This is a genomic window from Kiritimatiellia bacterium (genome assembly GCA_026417735.1).
Lineage (GTDB): Bacteria > Verrucomicrobiota > Kiritimatiellia > PWTM01 > PWTM01 > CAACVY01.
Genome location: JAOACR010000003.1, coordinates 119287 through 138266 on the forward strand (window position 1 = coordinate 119287; position 18980 = coordinate 138266).

Annotated in this window: 16 protein-coding genes, 1 tRNA gene and 1 riboswitch; of the genes, 11 read left to right on the forward strand and 6 right to left on the reverse strand. The window is 64.9% G+C overall.

Annotation, left to right across the window (positions count from 1 at the left end):
- The first annotated feature begins 10 nt into the window (after positions 1-10).
- The gene (locus N2652_00635; GenBank protein MCX7817718.1) at positions 11-1327 is read left to right on the forward strand and encodes an ATP cone domain-containing protein; all 1317 of its coding nucleotides are present in this window, start codon (positions 11-13) and stop codon (positions 1325-1327) included.
- A 106-nt stretch (positions 1328-1433) separates the two neighbouring features.
- On the opposite strand, the gene N2652_00640 is transcribed toward N2652_00635, so the two are convergent.
- The 3 genes from N2652_00640 to N2652_00650 are packed head-to-tail and all read right to left on the reverse strand — an operon-like array spanning position 1434 to position 6130.
- Complete coding sequence (locus N2652_00640; GenBank protein ID MCX7817719.1) at positions 1434-3512, reverse strand: HEAT repeat domain-containing protein; 2079 nt, start codon at positions 3510-3512, stop codon at positions 1434-1436.
- Positions 3513-3533: 21 nt separating this feature from the next.
- Positions 3534-4898, reverse strand: coding sequence for a Gfo/Idh/MocA family oxidoreductase (locus tag N2652_00645; protein MCX7817720.1), 1365 nt, complete (start codon positions 4896-4898; stop codon positions 3534-3536).
- Between the two features lie 17 nt (positions 4899-4915).
- Positions 4916-6130: an alpha-L-fucosidase gene (locus N2652_00650; GenBank protein MCX7817721.1), complete on the reverse strand. Its 1215-nt coding sequence runs from the start codon at positions 6128-6130 to the stop codon at positions 4916-4918.
- A gap of 222 nt (positions 6131-6352) precedes the next feature.
- Here N2652_00650 and xylA point away from each other — a divergent pair, with 222 nt between their 5' ends.
- Positions 6353-7681 (forward strand): xylose isomerase, encoded by a 1329-nt coding sequence (gene xylA / locus N2652_00655; protein ID MCX7817722.1) that lies wholly within the window; start codon positions 6353-6355, stop codon positions 7679-7681.
- Positions 7682-7748: 67 nt separating this feature from the next.
- Here the strand turns inward: xylA and N2652_00660 are convergent, their stop codons facing one another.
- A complete protein-coding gene (locus N2652_00660) occupies positions 7749-8537 on the reverse strand; it encodes an NIPSNAP family protein (GenBank protein MCX7817723.1) in 789 nt (262 codons plus the stop codon).
- A 133-nt stretch (positions 8538-8670) separates the two neighbouring features.
- Between N2652_00660 and bcp the strand changes: the two genes are divergently transcribed.
- Both bcp and N2652_00670 read left to right on the forward strand, forming a co-directional pair.
- On the forward strand, positions 8671-9135 hold the full coding sequence (gene bcp / locus N2652_00665) for a thioredoxin-dependent thiol peroxidase (protein ID MCX7817724.1): 465 nt from the start codon (positions 8671-8673) through the stop codon (positions 9133-9135).
- A 123-nt stretch (positions 9136-9258) separates the two neighbouring features.
- Positions 9259-10587 carry a Gfo/Idh/MocA family oxidoreductase gene (locus N2652_00670; protein ID MCX7817725.1) on the forward strand — a complete coding sequence of 443 codons (1329 nt, stop codon included), beginning with the start codon at positions 9259-9261 and terminating at the stop codon, positions 10585-10587.
- A gap of 46 nt (positions 10588-10633) precedes the next feature.
- Here N2652_00670 and N2652_00675 read toward each other — a convergent pair whose 3' ends face one another.
- Positions 10634-11305 carry a DUF1080 domain-containing protein gene (locus N2652_00675; GenBank protein ID MCX7817726.1) on the reverse strand — a complete coding sequence of 224 codons (672 nt, stop codon included), beginning with the start codon at positions 11303-11305 and terminating at the stop codon, positions 10634-10636.
- A 244-nt stretch (positions 11306-11549) separates the two neighbouring features.
- Between N2652_00675 and gatC the strand changes: the two genes are divergently transcribed.
- From gatC to N2652_00705, 6 genes are all read left to right on the forward strand, one after another.
- Positions 11550-11864: an Asp-tRNA(Asn)/Glu-tRNA(Gln) amidotransferase subunit GatC gene (gatC, locus tag N2652_00680; protein MCX7817727.1), complete on the forward strand. Its 315-nt coding sequence runs from the start codon at positions 11550-11552 to the stop codon at positions 11862-11864.
- Between the two features lie 5 nt (positions 11865-11869).
- Positions 11870-13321, forward strand: coding sequence for an Asp-tRNA(Asn)/Glu-tRNA(Gln) amidotransferase subunit GatA (gatA, locus tag N2652_00685; GenBank protein ID MCX7817728.1), 1452 nt, complete (start codon positions 11870-11872; stop codon positions 13319-13321).
- Positions 13318-14745, forward strand: a complete 1428-nt coding sequence (gene gatB, locus N2652_00690; GenBank protein MCX7817729.1) for an Asp-tRNA(Asn)/Glu-tRNA(Gln) amidotransferase subunit GatB — start codon at positions 13318-13320, stop codon at positions 14743-14745. The genes gatA and gatB overlap by 4 nt, the downstream gene beginning before the upstream one ends.
- Before the next feature lie 81 nt (positions 14746-14826).
- Positions 14827-16245, forward strand: a complete 1419-nt coding sequence (gene ahcY, locus N2652_00695; protein ID MCX7817730.1) for an adenosylhomocysteinase — start codon at positions 14827-14829, stop codon at positions 16243-16245.
- Between the two features lie 36 nt (positions 16246-16281).
- Complete coding sequence (locus N2652_00700; protein MCX7817731.1) at positions 16282-16407, forward strand: hypothetical protein; 126 nt, start codon at positions 16282-16284, stop codon at positions 16405-16407.
- Complete coding sequence (locus N2652_00705) at positions 16404-17252, forward strand: sugar phosphate isomerase/epimerase (protein ID MCX7817732.1); 849 nt, start codon at positions 16404-16406, stop codon at positions 17250-17252. Before N2652_00700 ends, N2652_00705 begins: the two co-directional genes overlap by 4 nt.
- Before the next feature lie 82 nt (positions 17253-17334).
- On the opposite strand, the gene N2652_00710 is transcribed toward N2652_00705, so the two are convergent.
- Positions 17335-17411: transfer RNA gene (locus N2652_00710), tRNA-Arg, on the reverse strand.
- A 126-nt stretch (positions 17412-17537) separates the two neighbouring features.
- Positions 17538-17699: riboswitch (FMN riboswitch) on the forward strand.
- A 50-nt stretch (positions 17700-17749) separates the two neighbouring features.
- On the opposite strand from N2652_00710, the gene N2652_00715 reads away from it, so the two are divergent.
- Positions 17750-18973: a bifunctional 3,4-dihydroxy-2-butanone-4-phosphate synthase/GTP cyclohydrolase II gene (locus N2652_00715; protein ID MCX7817733.1), complete on the forward strand. Its 1224-nt coding sequence runs from the start codon at positions 17750-17752 to the stop codon at positions 18971-18973.
- Positions 18974-18980: the final 7 nt, after the last annotated feature.

Sequence of the window (18980 nt, forward strand, 5' to 3'; positions counted from 1 at the left end):
CCGGCGAGTTGTGAAACGCGACGGTCAGGTCGTCCCCTACGACCGCGATCGGATCGAGACCGCGATTCTGCGCGCGCTCGCGTCGCTGGGACAGGGCGACCGATCCGTCGCCGCCATGCTGGCGCAGCAGGTGGAAGAGATGCTGGCCGCCGCGTACGGGCCGGCCGCCGCCCCGACGGTCGAGGACATTCAGGACATCGTGGAACGGGTGCTGATGATGTCCGGCCGCGCCGAGGCCGCCCGCGCGTACATCATTTATCGGCACGAGCGCGCCCGGCTGCGCGACGCACGCGCGCGGCGGATCGAGGCGACCGACAACATTCCGTACCGCGTCATTTACGAAGTTCTCCGCTGGAATCTCGACCACGAATGCGCCAGCATCGCGGATTTGAACCGCCGCATTGCAGAGGGGCGGTACGCGGAGCTGGTTCGCGATGCGGAGGCGCGGTACGAGGCGGAAGTGCGGACTGCGGCCAGCCGCATCATCGAGCGGCGGGCCGACGTGCGGTTGGTTATCGTCGCCGGGCCCTCCTCGTCGGGCAAAACAACGACCACGATCAAGCTGTCGGAGCATCTGGCGGCGGCGGGACTAAAGCTGCGCGCGCTCAATCTGGACAACTACTTTTTCGATCTGGAGCAGCACCCGCGCGACGAGTTCGGCGATTACGACTATGAAACGCCGCAGGCGCTCGACATTGAGCTGATCAACCGCCATTTGACCGAACTGCTTGCGGGCCGTGAAATCCAGGTCCCGCGGTACGACTTCAAGACGGGCCGGCGAACCCTGAACGTTTCGTCGATGCGGCTCGAACCGGATGAGCTGCTGCTGTTGGACAGCCTGCATGGTTTGTACGGGCCGATGACCAGCTCCGTGCCGGCGGAACGGAAGTTTCGGGTCTACATCGAAACGCTCGAGCAGATCCGCAACGCGCACGGAGAGTTTCTGCGTTGGGCGGATCTCCGCATGATGCGTCGCATGGTGCGCGACGCGTGGCATCGGAACCACCGCCCGCTGGAAACCATTACGCATTGGCACTACGTGCGGGCGAGCGAGCTGAAGTACATCATCCCGTTCATCAGTGAGGTGGACTTCATCGTGAACAGCGCATTGCCGCATGAGCTGCCGATTCTGAAACCGCGGGTATGGCATGTGCTGCCGGAAGCGATCCGCGTCTGTCGAGACGAGCCACGCCGACAGGACGCGTATCTGCGGGCGAAGCGCCTGTACGAGTGGTTGGAGCCCTTAACGCCGATCGAGTCGGACGAGGCGATTCCGTCCCGCTCGCTGCTGCGCGAATTTATCGGCGGCAGTTCGTACGACTACTGAGGCGTTCCGGAGCTGGAGAACGGCCTTCGTCGTCCGACGTGTGGCGCAAAGCTTCTCCGTGCGTCCTGGCGATTGATCCGGCGTTTGGGAAAACCTAGCCGGAACTTTACGGTGGCGGCGGGGCCAGCAATTTGGCCGCCTCGTCGCGGCGATCCGGCGCGTCGCTCTCTTTTGCGATACGTTCCAAGGCCGCCCGCACGGCCGGCGAGGCGACTGCGCCTGGCGCGCGGGCAGCTCGCAACACGGCCAGCTCGGCCTCCGTGCGGACGGATGTGTGGTCCAGGTGCTGCGCGGCGATCTCCGCGGCGGCGGCAGTGCCGAGCTCGCCCAGGATCGCCAGCAAGGCCTTTTGCTCATCGGCGTGTTCAAGGAGCGGCGCAATCTCGGCCGCACGTGCGGCGCGGTCGGCGGGCGCCACGCCCGTGCACTGGCGCAAGAGCTGTACCAGGCTGCGCTGCGCAAGACGCCGGGAGGCGGCATCGGGATGACGGGCTGCCGCGATGAGCGGCGGCAGCGCCGCGGGATCCGCCCAGCCGCCGAGAGCTCGAATCGCAGCGTTGCGCACTGTCATTTGATCCGAGCCGGCCGCGGTCGCGACCAGCGGCAGCATCTCAGCCAGACGCAGACGGCCGGCCAGCGTAAGCAGTGCGGCCCGCGCCGCCGGCGCGGTCACGCTTTCCCATCGGTTGGGCAGCTCGGTTGCCACCTGCGGAACGCGCAGCGCCACGGCCTCGGTCGCGCCGAGCCAGGCGTCGGCGTCCGCCTCGTCGGTGGCATTCAGCAGGCCGTCCAGCAGCCGTGGCCATTCATCCCGCCCAGCGAGAGCGCCGGCCTGTTTGATCGCTTCCCGCCGGAGCGCGTGATCCGCTGTGGTGGTCAACTCCAGCAGTGTTCGCACCAGCGATGGGTCGCCGCGCTCACCGGCCGCACGTACCAGTTCCAGCCGGAGGGGCTGCTCGGCGGTACGGAGCAGCAGATGGAACTGGCTGTCCACGCCGGCACCGCTGATTCGGCGCAACGCCCTCCGTGCCGCGACCTTTACTGCCTCCGGCCCCTCGAGGGCGTTCTGTGCGAGAACTGCGACCGCCCGACCGCTCCCCATGGCGCCCAGCGTGCGCAGGGCCGCTGCGCGCACTGCAGGATCTCGGGCTGCGGCCAGCGACAGTACCGCGGGCTCCGCCGCCGTAATGCCCCGATCCTCCAGCACCCCGAGTAGTGCGATCTGCGCGGCGGCCGGCATCAGCGCGATCGCCCCCGCGGCGCGCACGACGCCAGCGGCATCCACATGCCGCCGCAGAATTTCGGCGCCGGCGACCTGCATCGCGCCGTTCGTCGAACCGAGCATGGTCAGTGCCCGAACGAGGCGCTCGTTCGAAGTCGCCATGGGGGCCGTGGCCAGCGCGGCGGCCGCCCTGACATATTCGGGCGCGCCAGCGCCATCAATCGCCATCACGCAGCGCTCCGCCATCACGCGGTCGCCGCGCGACACCGCGGCTTGCAAGCACGACAGGAGCGCATCCCATCCCCCCTCCCGTGCGGCGCGTCCCGCGACCGCCGCGTGCCGTGCCACCAGCTCGGTGGCGGCCGGCGTCGCGATCCGGCCCAGTGCACGGATGGCCAGCGCGGCTAGCGCCGGATCGTCGGAAGTCAGGAACGGCTCGATTGCCGGCACCGACGCCGGATCCGCGTGTGTGCCCAGCACTCGCAACACCTGCGCCTGCAGCGGAGGCGGCAGGCGCGGCAGCGCCGCCCGCAGGCGCTCATCAACGCCGGGGTCTCGCATTCTCTCCAGCGTGCTGCTCACATCCGGCGCGAAGGTAGGATCGCGGAGCAGCTCAAGCAGCGGCTCAACGGCTTCCGCAGATCCAAAACGGCCCAGCTGCTGCAGCGCAAATTGGCGGGCGCCTCGAGGGGCATCCGCGCGGCGCGCCAGAGTCAGCAGGGCTGCTTCAGCGACGGACCGATGCGCGCGGGAGCTGCAGGCGTTCAAAGCGCGCTCCGCCGCATCGAGGACCGAGCGGTCCTGTCCAAAATCCCAACGCGCCGCGGTCTCGAGCGCGTGTTCAACTGGCGGTACCTGCGGGGTCTTTCCGGTTGGGGTCGCACAACCGCCGCAAAGCAGCGCGATCGCCGACGCGATCACGCCGCCCCTCACCGCACCACCCTCAAAGACCGTTCGATTCATCGCATGGACCTCGTTGCTCAGCTAGATGTGCCACGGGGGGCGCATCGGCCGTTCCAGCCAACGCTGCGCCTCCGGGTCGCCAATCACCCGTTCCGCGACCGGGTCCCACCGGATCGGGCGTTCCAGCTCCATCGACGCATTCAATAGGTGGCAAATGGTCGCGCTCCGGTGACCAATTTCATGGTCGGCCACCGGACGGCGCCGGGAGCGTACCGCGTCCAGAAAATTCCGGTGATGACCCCCACTGCGCTCGGTCCGTCGCTCATGGGGAAGAATTTTCTCCCGGAGCAGTGACGGCGGGTCGGCCTCCAAACGGCCGCCATGGATGTGAATGAAGATCCAACCCTCGCTGCCGATCAGCTTCAGTCCGCGGTTTCCTTCGCTGCGGCCGTGGACCCGCAGGCCGTTCGCGTAGCGGTATTCAAACTCGAAATCCATGAACGCGTCAAAAATCGGGCTGGAGGTGCGGCGCCCGGAGGCCCTCAGCCAGACCGGGCCGCTGCGGTCGTGGTTGGTGATCAACTGCACCAGATCGAGCACATGCGCGCCGCGATCGGTCATTTCGCCGCCGCCCGTGGCCAGCCAGAATCGCCAACCGAAGTGGGTGGCCTCAGGAAAGTAGGGCCGCCACGGCGCCGGGCCCAGCCAGAAGTCATAGTCCAGCGTCTCCGGCGGCGATTGGGGCGCAAATGGGCCGGTCGCGCCGCGGATGCGCTGGTGGTGTGGCTCCGTCGTGGGCAGCCGCACCTCGACCTCTCGCAGATGGCCGATCCGGCCGTTGTTGACAAGCTCCCACGCGAACCGGCAGGTGTCGTTCGACCGTTCGTGGCTGCCCGTCTGAAGAACGCGACCGTATCGCTCGACCGCCGTGCAGACGGCGCGTCCCTCGGGGATCGAGTTCGTGAGCGGCTTCTCGCAGTAGATGTCTTTGCCCGCCCGCGCCGCGGCCAGAGCGATCAGGCCGTGCCAGTGGTCCGGTGTGGCGATGGAGACCGCATCAATGTCGTCCCGTGCGAGCAGCTCGCGAAAATCGTGGTAGGTTGCCAGGTCCTGTTCCCGAAGAGCGCGGCCGACTTTTTCGGCCTCGGCGCGAGCGGCCGCAGCGGCGGGAACAAGTCCCTTGCCGGCCGCCTCGCGCTCCACGTCGCACAACGCAACGATCTGGGCGTCCGGCTGGGCGATGAAGTTGCGCATGTTGCCCTGCCCCTGGCCGCCGACACCGATGCAACCGATCGTGATGCGTTCGCTGGGAGCGACCGCGCCGCCGCGTCCGAGCGCGCTGGCCGGCACAATCAGCGGAGCGGCGGCGAGCGCGGAGGCTCGAAGAAACGTCCGGCGTGAAACGGCACGACCGGCGAAGATCTTCGGATCGCGAGCTGAGCGCATCGTTTGAACCCCTTCCATTAGCTGATGCCCGGTGAGGGCGCCGAGGATGCGGCGGGCGACCGCGGCTGGAGCCAACCCTGTGCACGAATGCGGCGGCCGCACTCCCGCAACGTCGCGACGTCATCGGGGTGAATCTCGCCCTCCGGCAGAGGACCTGTGTTCATCAGCAGGTTGCATTGCTGACCGAGCGCGGCGGCAAGACGGTTCAAGGTTTCGGTCGCATCGAGGTGCTTGCCGTCATCGTCCTTTCGGTAGCCCCAGACGTGGGGCTGCAGCGTGTCGCAAATTTCGTTCCACTTGTTGCGGTTTGCGGCCCACGCGCGAGCAGCAATCCGGGCGTTCTCTTCCCCGATCATCTTGCGCACCCGTTGCTCGAGGGACTGACCGGCGCGCTCCGGCGCGGCGAAGTCCTCGGTGCCGGTCGCGCCCTGCTTGAACGAAATCAGACAGTGCGGCTGCAGTCGGCGGACCAGCGCGTAGGTCTCCTCGATCGGGAACAAATCCGGCCGCGCGTAGTAGCCCATGATAGGATCGAACCATACTCCCGCCAGTGGTCCGTACTGAGTGAGCAGTTCGCGGAGCTGGGCGTGCACGAACTCGATGTAGTGGCGGAAATCCTCGTCGCGCCGAAAACGGTACGACGGCTCCGGGACGGGGTAGGCGGGACGGGCGGATTTCCATTTCGACACCTCATTGCTGTAGAAGTAGGGGTGTCGCCAGTCCAGCGCGTAGGAGTAGTACAGAAAGAGCCCCAGTTTCTTCTTTCGGCACGCATCGGCGAGCTCCGCGACCAGGTCGCGGCGGGCCGGCGAAGCCTTCGAGTGGAAGTCATTCTGCGCCGTTTCGAACAGACAGAAGCTGTCGTGGTGGCGCGAGGTCAGGTTCACGTAGCGCATCCCGGCTTCGCAGGCCAGATCGGTAATGAAATCCGCGTCAAACCGGCGCGCGGTGAACTGCTCTTTCAAACGTTCGTACTCCGCGACCGGAATTTTTTCGTGCAGCATCACCCACTCACCGCGGCCCAGAATCGAGTATAGGCCGTAGTGAAGGAACAGTCCGAACTTCGCGTTGCGAAACCAGGCCAGCGAGGCCGCCCGCGGATCACGACGGAAAAGGTCCGCATAAGACTCGAGATGCGGAGGGACGCAGCCCGTGGCCCCCGCCGGTGCACCCGCCACCGCCATCGTCAACATGCCGCACCGGAAGAACTCGCGGCGGTTCATGCGGTTCATCGGCACCATCTCCTTGCGGGTCCGGCATACACGCAACCTGCACACTGCCAGACGACCTCGGCCACGTCAAGAGGGTGAGCGGAGTCCCTCGGCGAGCGGGGAGGTCGGGGGGGGCGCAGCGCGGGTGCTCTCCACCGGTTGCGCCACGCACCCCGTGAGTGTAGACTCCAGCGCAGCCCAGCGGCGCAGGAATGGAGTGACACAGGGCAGAAGGAGTGCGCAATGAAAGTGCTGATCGGAGATCGGGAGTTCTTCAAGGGCATTGGGAAGATCGCGTATGAAGGGCCCGAGTCGCGAAATCCTCTCGCATTTCGCTGGTACGATGAGAACCGGGTCGTGGCCGGCAAGAAGCTGCGAGATCATCTCCGCTTTGCGGTTGCCTATTGGCACTCGTTTTGTGGCACGGGCAGTGATCCCTTTGGTGCGCCGACACGGCGGCTTCCCTGGCTCAGCGCGACCGATCCGATTCAGCGCGCGAAAGACAAGATGGATGCCTGCTTCGAGTTCGCGACGAAACTGGGCATTCCGTTCTACTGTTTCCACGACTATGACCTCGTCGAAGAGGGCGACACGCTCGCGGAGAGCGAGCGCCGGTTGCAGGTGATGGTGGAGTATGCAAAGGCGAAGCAGAAGGCCTCCGGTGTGAAGCTGCTCTGGGGCACCGCGAACCTGTTCAGTCATCCCCGATACATGAACGGTGCGGCGACAAACCCCGACTTCGCGGTCGTTGCGCGTGCGGGCGCGCAGGTGAAGATGGCGCTGGACATCACGATCGAGCTGGGTGGAGCCAACTACGTCTTCTGGGGCGGCCGCGAGGGCTATTTGTCGCTGCTGAACACCGACATGAAGCGCGAACTCGAGCACATGGCGCGTTTCCTCGCGATGGCGCGCGACTACGCGCGTGCCCAAGGGTGGAAAGGAACACTGCTCATTGAGCCGAAGCCGATGGAACCCTCGAAGCACCAGTACGACTTCGATGCGGCGACCGTGATCGGTTTTCTCCGGCACCATGGTCTCGACAAGGACTTCAAACTCAACATCGAGGTGAACCACTCCACGCTGGCAAACCACTCCTTCCAGCACGAACTCCAGGTGGCGGCAGACGCGGGCATGCTAGGGAGCATTGATGCGAACCGCGGCGACTACCAGAACGGGTGGGACACCGACCAATTCCCGGTGAACCTCTACGAACTGGTGGAGGCGATGTTGGTGATCCTGCCGGCGGGGGGGTTCAAGACCGGCGGCATCAACTTTGATGCGAAGGTTCGTCGGAACTCGACCGACCTGGAGGACATGGTGATCGCGCACATTACTGGCATGGATGCCTTTGCGCGCGCGCTGATCGTCGCGGACGAGATCCTGCGGAGCTCGCCATATCTGAAGCTGCGACGTGAGCGGTATGCCTCGTTTGACTCCGGCGACGGGGCCAAGTTTGAAAAGGGCAAGCTGACGCTCGAAGATCTCCACCGGATCGCGATGAGCCAGGGCGAGCCCAAGCAGATCAGTGGCAAACAAGAACTCTACGAACTCATCCTGAGCCAGTACCTCTGAGCCGACCGGCGGTGAGCGATCGCGCGCGCGCATGCCACACGTCGCGCGCGGTGGTGGCACCGCGCGATCAAATGTCTGAACCTGGCAGAGGGCGCAGGATGAGGTTCACGATTTGTGAGACGGTGTCGGTGTAGCGCGGATCGTCCTTCAGCTTCAGCCATGCGGGATCCGCTCGGAAGGCGGCCCACGCGGTTTCCAGCTGCTGGCGATTTTCAAACGCAAGCAGATAGATGAGGCTGGGAAGGCGGACGCCGGCGACGGAAGCGCCAAACAAGACTGGCCGGAGGCCCACGCGATCGAAGATCGCGATTTCGCCGCCGTCATCGAACATGTGGACCTTCCAGCGTGCGCGGTCTTCATTGTGGCTTTCGTAGATGCGCAGTTGAACGATGCGGTCCGGCCCTTTCGCCGGGACGCGAACGCGCGGGCACATGCGAAAGCTTCGGAGCAGCTGCGTGTCGCGCCGCAGATAGAGCGGGTCCCTCATGGGTGTGGCGAGCGCGTTGGTTTCCGCGGCGAGGTAGGTGGGGTCGGCGGCGAGACGTTCATCGAGGTTCATCACGGACTGCGCATCGGGATGGGGAATGACGACGTAGAGGCGCAGTTCGAGGTTCGTATCGCTGGCGAGGTGGGGGTTGTCGGTGGCCGCCGCATGAAACAGGCCGACGGGCTCGCAGCGGAGACGCCGGAGCGCTGGCGCGAGCGCTTCTGCGGCAAACGCGGCAAACCTTTCGCGGCGGTCGCGTGACGCAAAGAAATAGGTCCGAAGTTCGACGGGCTGGCGCTCCTCCGCCGGTGCAAGGCCGCCGGACAGCGTCATGGCCGCAAGAAAAACGACGAAACGCCTCGTTCGCATGTTCACCTCCGTCAGTGGTCGGCCTTGTACGATCTTTGAGGACGAACCGCAACTCGCGTTGCCATCAGTGCCCCCCAGCCTTGCGCATCAGGACAACTGGCGTAGGTTGTGCCAGCAAGGTCGGAGAAACACCATGAGTCTGGAGATCGGTCAGCCGGCGCCCGCATTTGAACTTCCAGACCAGCACGGCCGCAAGGTGTCACTCTCTAGCCTGCGCGGCCACAAGACGCTGATCTACTTCTATCCGAAGGCCGACACACCCGGTTGTACGAAACAGGCGTGTGCGCTTCGCGACGCGCTGGACGAGCTCGGTCGTGCAGGTGTGGCGGTCGTCGGAATCAGCCCGGATCCGCCCGCTGCGCAAGAGCGTTTCGACGTGAAATACCGCCTCGGCTTCCCGTTGTTGTCGGACGAGGACCACCAGGTTGCCGCCAAGTACGGTGCATGGGGCGAAAAGACCATGTACGGGAAGACCTCCATGGGCATGATCCGGTCCGCATTTTTGCTAGATGAGGAGGGGCGCGTGATCGCGGCCTGGGTTCCTATCCGGCCAGAGGAAACGGTGCCCAACGTGCTTGCCGCGCTGACGCGGTGCTGACCCCGCGCCGGGGTGCGGTTGGCGCCTCGTGGGACGGACGGCGCCCTGCCGATCCGCCACCGTGGTTGGACTTTTGGTTGCGGAGGGTTAGAATGCGCCGCATCCAACTCCATGGAGGTTTCGATGACGGGGCGTGGTGATCTGACTCGTCGTTCGTTTCTTCGGGGTGCGATCGCTACGAGCGCGCCCATGGTGCTGCCGGCCCGTCTGTTTTCGGCTCAGGCGCCGAGCGGACGCATCACGATGGGGTTCATCGGGATGGGAAAACAGTCCCGCTCGCTGCTGGGCACTTTCCTGTGGCGCACTCAGGTGTTGGCGGTCTGCGACGTCGACACCACCCGGCGGGAAGATGCGGTCGCAAAGGCGAAACGATTCTATGAAGAGCACCGAGACCTCGGTGTGCCGGATGTTACGGGCTACAACGATTTCCGCGATCTGCTGGCGCGAAAGGACCTCGACGCGATCTGTATTGCGACGCCGGACCACTGGCATGCGATCCAGACGATTGCGTCGGTGAAGTCGGGCCGCGACGTCTATTGCGAAAAGCCGCTCACGCACAACATCCACGAGGCGATCGAGGTGATGAAGGCGGTGGCGCAGCATCGGCGGGTGCTGCAGACCGGCTCGATGCAACGTTCCTCCAAGGAGTTCCGGATCGCCTGCGAGTTGGTTCGCAACGGGGTGATCGGCAAGATCGAGCGGGTGGAGTGCAGTTTCGGCGACCCCGCTGTCCCTTGTGATCTGCCGGCGGAGCCGGAAGAGCCGGGGCTGGATTGGAACCTGTGGTTGGGGCCGGCGCCGATGCGACCCTACAATTCGGTGCTGAGTCCACGGGGTCTCCACGATCACTTTCCACACTGGCGGCGATACCGCGAATACGGCGGCGGTATGGTGACGGATTGGGGCGCACATCACCTCGACATTGCGCAGTGGGGGCTCGGGATGGACGAGAGCGGACCGGTGGAGGTGCGCCCGCCGACCGACCCCAACGCGAAGCGAGGCGCGACGCTCATCTACGCGAATGGGGTGCGCGTGATCCACAAGGATGGATTTGGAGTGCACTTTTTCGGGTCGGAGGGCGAAGTGAAGGTCAACCGCGGAAAGTTTGAGCTGATCATCAAGGGGGAGACGGTCGCCTCCTCCAACCGCGAAAAGACCTCGTGCGCGGCCGAAGTGGCGAAGGCCGAAAGGATGTTCCTTGCCAATGCGAAGGTGCGCCTCTACGAGAGCAAGTCGCACAGCGATGACTTCCTCGCGCGGATGAGGGACCGTGGCAAGCCGATTGCCAGCGAGGTGGTCGGGGCTCGCACCGCCATTTGTTGCCACCTGATGAATCTCGCTTACTACCACCGGCAGGTGATTCGGTGGGATCCCGGCAAGCTCGAGTTCGCCGGCAGCACCGGCGATCCCACCTGGTTGACGCGCAACTACCGTTCCCCCTGGCGGGTGTAGCCGCCGATGGTCGGCCCCACGCGGTCGGGGCGAGCGCTCGTGAGTGTTACCGCAGCTCGCGCAGGCGCAGGTTGCGCCAGCGCACCTCGTAGGGGCCGGCGCCCTTGGGCACGCTGTGGACCTGCAGCCCGATGAAGCCGGTCGGATGTGTCTGGTAGATCGCCTCGTCCACCAGGTCTTCCACCGGTTCCCCATTGATCCAAGTTTGAATTCGCGGGCCGCGCGCGACAATTCGATAGCGATTCCATTCGCCGTCTCGGAACTTTCTGTGCGGGATCAGCCGTTCTCTCGGCGTCAACCACCCACGGCCGGTCGCCTCGCCGTAGACATAGCCAGCCTCTGCGCCGTTTTGCCCGCTGCACTCGATCTCCACCTGCGGACCGTACACTCGACCGGCAACGCCCTTGCGGCCACTGTCACCGGGCAGGGTCTTTGTCTTGGAGCGGATCTGGACGCCCGAGTTCAGACCACAGTCAAGCTTGACCTCGAACTCGAGTTCAAAGTCCGCGAACTCGCGCAGGGTGCACAGAAACGAGTTCGGACTGCCTTCGGTGGTCCGGCCGACAATTGCGCCGTCCTCCACACGGTATGTCGCGGTCCCGTTGAGCTGTGTCCAACCGTTGAGCGTGGCCCCGTCAAAGAGGTTTGTCCATCCGTCTGCCGCCCTCGAACTGGCGACGCCCATCACGACGATGGCGATGCCGCTCCGGATGCTCATGGTCATTTCGCTTGTACCTCCACGGCGACGTGCCGGTGCACATTTTGTAGCGCGAACGCCGTCGTTCCGTCGAGCGGCAGCGCGCGCTCGGAAGTACGAAACGTGGGATTCTTTCGCGCACGAGGTCTTCACAAATCCGGAGGAGGACGGTCATTACGACGGCGGGGGAGGGTGGGGCGGGTGGACGAGCCGGTTGTCCGCTTGCGGCAGCGGCGCAGGCTCCGTACACTGCGGCGCCGCGGTGATGACAACGTCGAGTTCTTCATCTGCACCGGAAGCGATGCGCGCGGAGGTTCGCCGTGTGGCAGCCCTCGCGCGGCTCTATCTGGAGGAAGAGGTCGCGGAGCGAATTGCGCGGGACCTTGGACGGATCCTCGAATATGTCCGGCAGCTCGACGAACTTGATTTGGAGGGGGTTGAGCCGACCGCTCATGCGATGCCCGTCAGCAACGTCTTCCGGCCGGACGAGATCGAAGCCGGGCTTTCCCCTGAGATGGCCCTGCGCAACGCGCCCGCGGCGCGGGACGGTCTGTTTTTAGTTCCGCGGATCCTCGAGTGATGGCGATGAACGCGCCCGCCGCCTGGACGCTCGCGGAAACACGCGCTCGGCTAGCGGCGCGGGATGTTTCCGCGAGGGAGGTGGTCGAATCGGTTCTTGAGGCCATTGAGCGTCGAAACGGGGAGTTGAACGCCTACATTTCGGTGGATGCGGACGCGGCGCTCGCCGCAGCGCACGAGGCTGACGAGCGGCGCTCCCGTGGCGATTCGGCACCCCTGCTGGGTGTGCCGATCGGCGTGAAGGACAACATTGCGGTGCGCGACGCGCCGTGCACGTGCGCGTCCCGGATGCTGGCGAATTACCGCTCGCCCTACGATTCGACCGTTGCCGCGCGTCTGCGCGCCACGGGAGCGATCCTGCTGGGACGGCTCAACCTCGACGAGTTCGCGATGGGATCGAGCACGGAGACGTCCGCGTTCGGGCCCGTTCGAAATCCATGGGATCCGGAGCGCGTCGCCGGGGGCTCCAGTGGTGGTTCCGCGGCGGCCGTTGCGGCGAACCTGGCGATTGCGGCGCTCGGCAGCGACACGGGCGGATCGATCCGCCAACCCGCCTCGTTCTGTGGTTGTGTTGGTCTGAAACCCACCTACGGGCGTGTGTCGAGATACGGTCTGGTTGCGTACGCGTCGTCGCTGGATCAAATCGGTCCGATCACGAAAACGGTGCTCGATGCGGCCATTCTATTGGATGCGATCGCGGGCCGAGATCCTCGGGATTCAACAACGCTGGAGGTGCCCCCTCCCGGTTGTGAGCGGGCGCTCGAGACGGCATCGCAAGATCTCCGGGGGGTGCGGATCGGGATCCCGGGCGAGTACTTTATTGGTGGCCTGGACGCGGAGGTCGAGCGGCTGGTGCGTGGTGCGATTACGCGGGCCGGCGCGCTCGGCGCGGAGATCGTCGCGGTGAGCCTTCCGCACACACGCCATGCGATCGCGTCGTACTACCTGATTGCAACCGCGGAGGCTTCGGCAAACCTGGCGCGATATGACGGCGTTCGCTACGGTCTGCGGGTCTCCGCCGAGGGCGTGACCGAGATGTACGCGCGTACCCGAGGGGCGGGGTTTGGACTGGAGGTGCGGCGCCGGATCATCTTGGGCACGCATGCGCTGTCGGCCGGCTACTACGACCAGTATTACCTGCGCGCCCAGAAGGTCCGCACGCTGATTCGGCGCGACTTCGCGGCCGCGTTTGAGCGGTGCGATGTGATCGCCGGTCCGGTCGCGCCGACGCCGGCGTTTCGGCTCGGCGAAAACCTGGACGACCCGCTGAAAATGTACCTCAGTGACGTCTACACCGTGCCGGTCAATCTGGCCGGCGTTTGCGCGGTGTCAGTGCCGGCAGGGCGCACCTCGGCCGGGCTGCCGGTGGGCCTGCAGTTGATCGGACCGGCGATGGGCGAGGCGTCACTGTTGCGTGTCGCACGAGCGCTCGAGCGGGAACGAGAAACGCCTCCATGAGCTGGGTTGCAGCGATCGGCCTCGAGGTCCACGTGCAGTTGCGGACCGCGTCGAAAATGTTTTGCGGCTGCGCGACGTCGTTCGGGGCGCCGCCGAATACCCAGGTTTGCCCTGTATGTCTCGGGCTGCCGGGCGCGATGCCGGTCATCAACCTGGAGGCGATCCGCCTGACGGTCCAGGCGGGGCTGTTGCTGGGATGTCGGATTGCGCCGCGCAGCCGGTTTGACCGGAAGAACTATTTCTATCCCGACATGCCGAAGAATTATCAGATTTCGCAGTATGACCAGCCGCTGTGCCAGGGAGGCGGGCTGGACATCAGCACCGCGGACGAGCGGCGCTTCATTCGGATCCGGCGGATTCATCTGGAGGAGGACGTCGCCAAAAGCCTGCACTACGAGCAGGTCAGCGGGATTGATTTCAACCGGGCAGGGACCCCACTGATGGAGATCGTGACCGAACCGGACCTGCGCACGCCGGAGGAGGCACATGCGTTTCTGAGCGAGCTCCGGCGGGTGCTCGACTATGCTCGAATCAGCGATTGCAATTTGGAAGAGGGCAACGTCCGATGCGACGTGAACGTCAGTGTCCGCCGCGCGGGGGAGGCGGCGTTCGGGACGAAGACGGAGCTGAAGAACCTGAACACCTTCCGAGGTGTGCAGCGGGCGCTGGCGGCGGAAATTCGGCGTCAGATTGCCGTGCTGGAGTCGGGCGGACGCGTGGTGCAGGAAACTCGGCGGTGGAACGATGAGACTGGTATGACCGAGGCGATGCGGACGAAGGAGGAGGAGCACGACTATCGCTACTTTCCTGAGCCGGATTTGATGCCGGTGGAGCTGACCGCTGAGCAGATCGAGGCGTGGCGGGCAACTCTGCCCGAACTACCGGCCGCGCGCCGGGCGCGCTTCGTCATCCAGTACGGGCTCCCGGAATATGACGCCGGCGTGTTGACCGCGGACCGCGGTGTTGCGGACTTTTTTGAAGAAACTGTCCGACTGTGCGGGCGGCCGAAAGCGGTCTCGAATTGGATCATGACGGAAGTGCTGAGGGCGCTCGGGGAGCAGGGCGTGGGGATTGCGGCGCTTCCGCTGACGCCGCGCGCACTGTCCGAGCTGATCCTCGCGGTCGAACAGGGCCAGATCAGCATGCTCGCCGCGAAGGATGTCCTCAGTGAGCTGATGGAACGGGGAGGCATGCCGGATGAGGTGATCCGCGCGAAAGGCCTTGCGCAGGTGAGCGACGAGATGGCGATCGCGGCCTGGGCGCAGGAGGCGATCGCAAAGCATCCCGGCCCGGCCGCTGACTACCGCGGCGGCAAGGCGGCCGCGCTGCAGTTTTTGATCGGCCAGGTGATGAAGCTGAGCGGAGGCAAGGCGAATCCAAAACTGGTGGCGGCCGCGCTGCGCCGGCAGCTCGAGAGCGGGTAACAGGCCGAGCGGGAGGGTTTGCGAAGACCGCAGTCCGTCAATATAGTGTTGGACCTTTTGAGCAGCTAGGAGCCATCACCTATGACGCGTAAACGCTCGACGCACAAAGGCGACTATCGCGTCGCGGATCTGTCGCTGGCGGATTTCGGCCGGCGGGAGATGAAGCTCGCCGAACACGAGATGCCCGGCCTGATGACGATACGCCGCAAGTACGGTCCCTCGAAGCCACTGCGGGGCGCCCGCATCACGGGCTCGCTGCACATGACGATTCAGACGGCGATGCTGATTGAAACGTTGCAGCAGTTGGGCGCGAAAGTGCGGTGGGCCAGCTGCAACATTTTCTCGACCCAGGATCACGCCGCCGCGGCGCTCGCGGCGGCGGGCACGCCGGTGTTCGCGTACAAGGGCGAGAGCTTGCGTGAGTACTGGGAGTTCACCGACCGGGCGCTCGACTGGGGCGACGGCCGTGGGCCGAACATGATTCTCGATGATGGCGGTGACGCGACCCTTTTCGTGCATCTTGGTTACCAGGCCGAGGAAGACCCGTCCGTGCTCGATGGCCCCTACGAGAACGAAGAAGAGCGGGCGTTGAAGGAGCGCCTGAAGCTTTCACTCAAGCGTGACCCCGGCCGGTTTCACCGGATCGTGCGGGAGATCCGAGGTGTGACCGAAGAGACCACGACAGGTGTCCGGCGGCTTTACCGCATGCATCAGGAGGGGCGCCTGCTGTTTCCCGCCTTCAATGTGAACGACTCCGTGACGAAGTCGAAGTTCGACAACATTTACGGCTGCCGCCACTCCCTGGTGGACGGCATCATGCGGGCGACCGACGTCATGATCTCCGGCAAAGTTGCGGTGGTCGCGGGATACGGCGATGTGGGCAAGGGATCAGCCCAGAGCCTCCGGGGCCAGTGCGCGCGCGTGATCGTCACCGAGATTGACCCCATCTGTGCGCTGCAGGCCGCGATGGAGGGTTACGAGGTGATGCCGATGGATCGCGCCTGCGAGATCGGCGACATCTTTGTCACCGCGACGGGCTGCTGCGACGTCATCACCGAAAAGCACATGCGCCGGATGAAACATCAGGCGATCGTCTGCAACATCGGTCACTTTGACAGTGAAATTCAGGTGGACGCACTGCGGAAGTACAAGTGGGAAGAGATCAAACCGCAGGTCCACAAGATCACGTTCCCGGACGGTAAGTGCATTTTGCTGCTGGCCGAAGGCCGGCTGGTGAACCTGGGCTGTGCGACCGGCCATCCGAGCTTTGTGATGTCGAACAGCTTTACGAACCAGGTGCTCGCACAGATGGAGCTGTACACGAACCCCGGCAAGTATCCAGTGGGCGTGTACTGCCTGCCGAAGAAGCTGGACGAGGAGGTGGCGCGCTTGCATCTGGCCCATTTGGGCGCCGAAATCGACCGTCTGACGCCGCGGCAGGCGCGTTATCTTGGTGTTCCGGTGGACGGCCCCTTCAAGCCGGACCACTATCGGTATTAGAGCCGCGGATCGGCTGAAGCTCCGGCGGTGCGCGCAATGTTCGCGACAGTGTGCCGCGATCGTGCGCTTTGCGGCAGTCGGATTGTCCATGTGGCGATCCAGCGGCTGGATGGCCGACGGTGGGACCGCGAGGCCGCCCAAGTGCGGGGAGGTGCTGAATGAAGAGCAACACGCGCGCAGTTCTGTCCGCAATGGTGCTGGTGCTCAGCGTTTCCGCGGATGAACCTCCGATCCGCGTCGCGGTGGCCGCTTATTCGTTCCGGAACGCGACCGCGCTGGAAGCGATCCCAAAGACCCGCGCGGTGGGAGCGGACGCGATCGAGTTCTTCCTTTGGCAAAAATTTGGCGGGGATGCCCCGTCCCTTGTGCTCGACCACCGGTTGCCGCCGGAGAGGGCGGAGGAGCTACTTCGCGTGTTGCGGGCCAACGAACTGCGGGCCTCCAACGCGTATTTCAACAACGCGGCGTTCCGTGATCCGAGCAGCGCCGAGGCAGGCGTCCGATCACTTTTCGAGCTGGCGAAGCGGCTTGGACTGGAGGGACTCACCGGCGAGCCCCCGCCCGGCCTGCTGGACGTTTTCGAACGACTCGCGAAAGAGTATGACCTTGCAGTGTGCTTCCACAACCATCCACGCGATCCCAATCGTCCGGAGTACCGCAACTGGGATCCGGAGTACCTGATGACACTACTCGAGGGCAGGGATCACCGGATGGGGCTTTGCGTGGATACGGGCCATTTGGTACGGTCTGGCCTTGACCCCGTCGCCGCGATTCGGCGCATGAAAAACCGCATTCGATCGGTACATCTGAAGGATGTCGTCGCGGCGGAGCCGAAAGCGCGCGATGTCCGCTTTGGAGAGGGCATTGGGCGCATTCGGGAAGTTATCGCCGAGCTGAGGGCGCTGGGCTACCGCGGCTACGTAGTGATCGAGTACGAGAATCTCAGTGAGCGGGTTGAGGAGGATGTGCGCCACTGTGTGGAGTTTGTGCGTTCGCTGCTGAAGTGAACGCGGCGAGCTGTTCACGCCACTGCCGGACCGCATGCGGTGACGGAGTCGGGAGAGGCGCTGACGTTGTCCGGCCGGAGCGTGGCGCTCCCGGCAGGATTCGAACCTGCGACCGTCGGATTAGAAATCCGATGCTCTGTCCTGCTGAGCTACGGGAGCCAGAAAATACGCGGTCGACATCCGCCGATCTGATCCTAGAGCATCATGGCCGCGCTGGCGAGGCCGCCGGGTGCGTCGGTTGCCGGCAGATGCTTGAGCGACGTGGCGCCGTGGTGTAGTCTCAGCTGCGATCTTCAGGGCAAGGTGAGCGTCGCGGCGGCTGCCACGATGCAATTCCTGACCGGCGGTGAGAGCCCGCGAGTCCCCTGCAGGGGATTGATGTGGTCGTCTGGGACACGGCCCGGATATCCGCAGCCGACAGTAGAGTCTGGATGGGAGAAGATCGCGACGGCGCCGCCGCGCCGGCCCTGAAGATTCGCACAGAATCGAGGGCCGCGATGCGGAACGATGCGACAGCCGAAGACTCCGCACTACAGCGAATTCGCGAGGCGATTGCCGCGTATGCGCGCGGGGAGATGCTCGTGGTGGTGGACGATGAGCGGCGCGAAAACGAGGGCGACCTCGTGGTGGCAGCAGAACATGCGACGCCGGCCGCGATCCAGTTCATGATCCGCGAGGGCGGCGGTCTGATCTGCATTGCGATGACGCGGGACCGTCTGCGGCGGTTGGGGTTGTCGCGAATGGCGCCGAGCGGGTCGGAAGATCGGTATCGCACCGCGTTCATGGAGAGCGTGGATGCGCGCGAGGGCGTGACCACTGGCATCAGCGCCTTTGATCGCGCCCGCACCATCCAGGTGCTCATCGCGCCCGATTCTCGGGCCGATGATCTGGTGCGACCCGGTCACATGTTTCCGCTGGAGGCCGCACCGGGCGGCGTGTTGGAGCGACCCGGCCATACGGAGGCGGCGGTGGATCTGGCGCGGCTGGCCGGCCTGACGCCGGCTGGAGTGATATGCGAGATCGTCGGCCCCGATGGCGAGATGGCGCGGCGGCCCCAGCTGGAGGAATTTGCGCGGCGGCACCACCTGCAGCTGATCAGCATCGGCGATCTGGTGGCGTATCGCCGCAGAACCGAGCGGCTGATTCGACTGGAGCAGACGGTGAGATTGCCGACCGAGATGGGGGTATTTCAGCTGCATATGTATCGTTCGCTGCCGGATGGCGAGTTGCATCTGGCATTGTGCATGGGTGAAGTTGCTGGCAGCCCGCCACCGCTGGTGCGGGTGCACAGCGAGTGTCTCACCGGCGATGTGTTCGGCTCACTGCGTTGCGACTGCGGCAGCCAGCTCGACCGCGCCATGCGTCGGATCGCAGCCGAGCAGCGCGGCGCGGTGGTGTATTTGCGACAGGAAGGGCGGGGCATCGGCCTCGAGCACAAGATCCATGCGTACGCGCTCCAGGAAACCGGTCTTGACACTGTCGAGGCCAATCAGCGGCTCGGGTTTGAGCCGGACATGCGCGATTATTCCGCCGCGGCGCAGATCCTCCGCGATCTGGGCGTTGAGCAGGTTCGATTGCTGACGAACAATCCCTTGAAGGTGGCCGGCCTGCAGAAATACGGCATCGTAGTCATCGAACGCGTGCCGCTCGTGATTCCGCCGGTTGAGCACAATGTCCGATATTTGGAGACGAAGAAGCGTAAGCTCGGTCACTGGCTGTGAGGGAAGG

What these genes read in the sequence shown, in the direction of transcription:
- N2652_00640 (MCX7817719.1), bottom strand. Translation starts at nt 3,512, where the DNA reads ATGAATCGAACGGTCTTTGAGGGTGGTGCGGTGAGGGGCGGCGTGATC.
- N2652_00645 (MCX7817720.1), bottom strand. Translation starts at nt 4,898, where the DNA reads ATGCGCTCAGCTCGCGATCCGAAGATCTTCGCCGGTCGTGCCGTTTCA.
- N2652_00650 (MCX7817721.1), bottom strand. Translation starts at nt 6,130, where the DNA reads ATGAACCGCATGAACCGCCGCGAGTTCTTCCGGTGCGGCATGTTGACG.
- xylA (MCX7817722.1), top strand. Translation starts at nt 6,353, where the DNA reads ATGAAAGTGCTGATCGGAGATCGGGAGTTCTTCAAGGGCATTGGGAAG.
- N2652_00660 (MCX7817723.1), bottom strand. Translation starts at nt 8,537, where the DNA reads ATGCGAACGAGGCGTTTCGTCGTTTTTCTTGCGGCCATGACGCTGTCC.
- bcp (MCX7817724.1), top strand. Translation starts at nt 8,671, where the DNA reads ATGAGTCTGGAGATCGGTCAGCCGGCGCCCGCATTTGAACTTCCAGAC.
- N2652_00670 (MCX7817725.1), top strand. Translation starts at nt 9,259, where the DNA reads ATGACGGGGCGTGGTGATCTGACTCGTCGTTCGTTTCTTCGGGGTGCG.
- N2652_00675 (MCX7817726.1), bottom strand. Translation starts at nt 11,305, where the DNA reads ATGAGCATCCGGAGCGGCATCGCCATCGTCGTGATGGGCGTCGCCAGT.
- gatC (MCX7817727.1), top strand. Translation starts at nt 11,550, where the DNA reads ATGACAACGTCGAGTTCTTCATCTGCACCGGAAGCGATGCGCGCGGAG.
- gatA (MCX7817728.1), top strand. Translation starts at nt 11,870, where the DNA reads ATGAACGCGCCCGCCGCCTGGACGCTCGCGGAAACACGCGCTCGGCTA.
- gatB (MCX7817729.1), top strand. Translation starts at nt 13,318, where the DNA reads ATGAGCTGGGTTGCAGCGATCGGCCTCGAGGTCCACGTGCAGTTGCGG.
- ahcY (MCX7817730.1), top strand. Translation starts at nt 14,827, where the DNA reads ATGACGCGTAAACGCTCGACGCACAAAGGCGACTATCGCGTCGCGGAT.
- N2652_00700 (MCX7817731.1), top strand. Translation starts at nt 16,282, where the DNA reads ATGTTCGCGACAGTGTGCCGCGATCGTGCGCTTTGCGGCAGTCGGATT.
- N2652_00705 (MCX7817732.1), top strand. Translation starts at nt 16,404, where the DNA reads ATGAAGAGCAACACGCGCGCAGTTCTGTCCGCAATGGTGCTGGTGCTC.
- N2652_00715 (MCX7817733.1), top strand. Translation starts at nt 17,750, where the DNA reads ATGCGGAACGATGCGACAGCCGAAGACTCCGCACTACAGCGAATTCGC.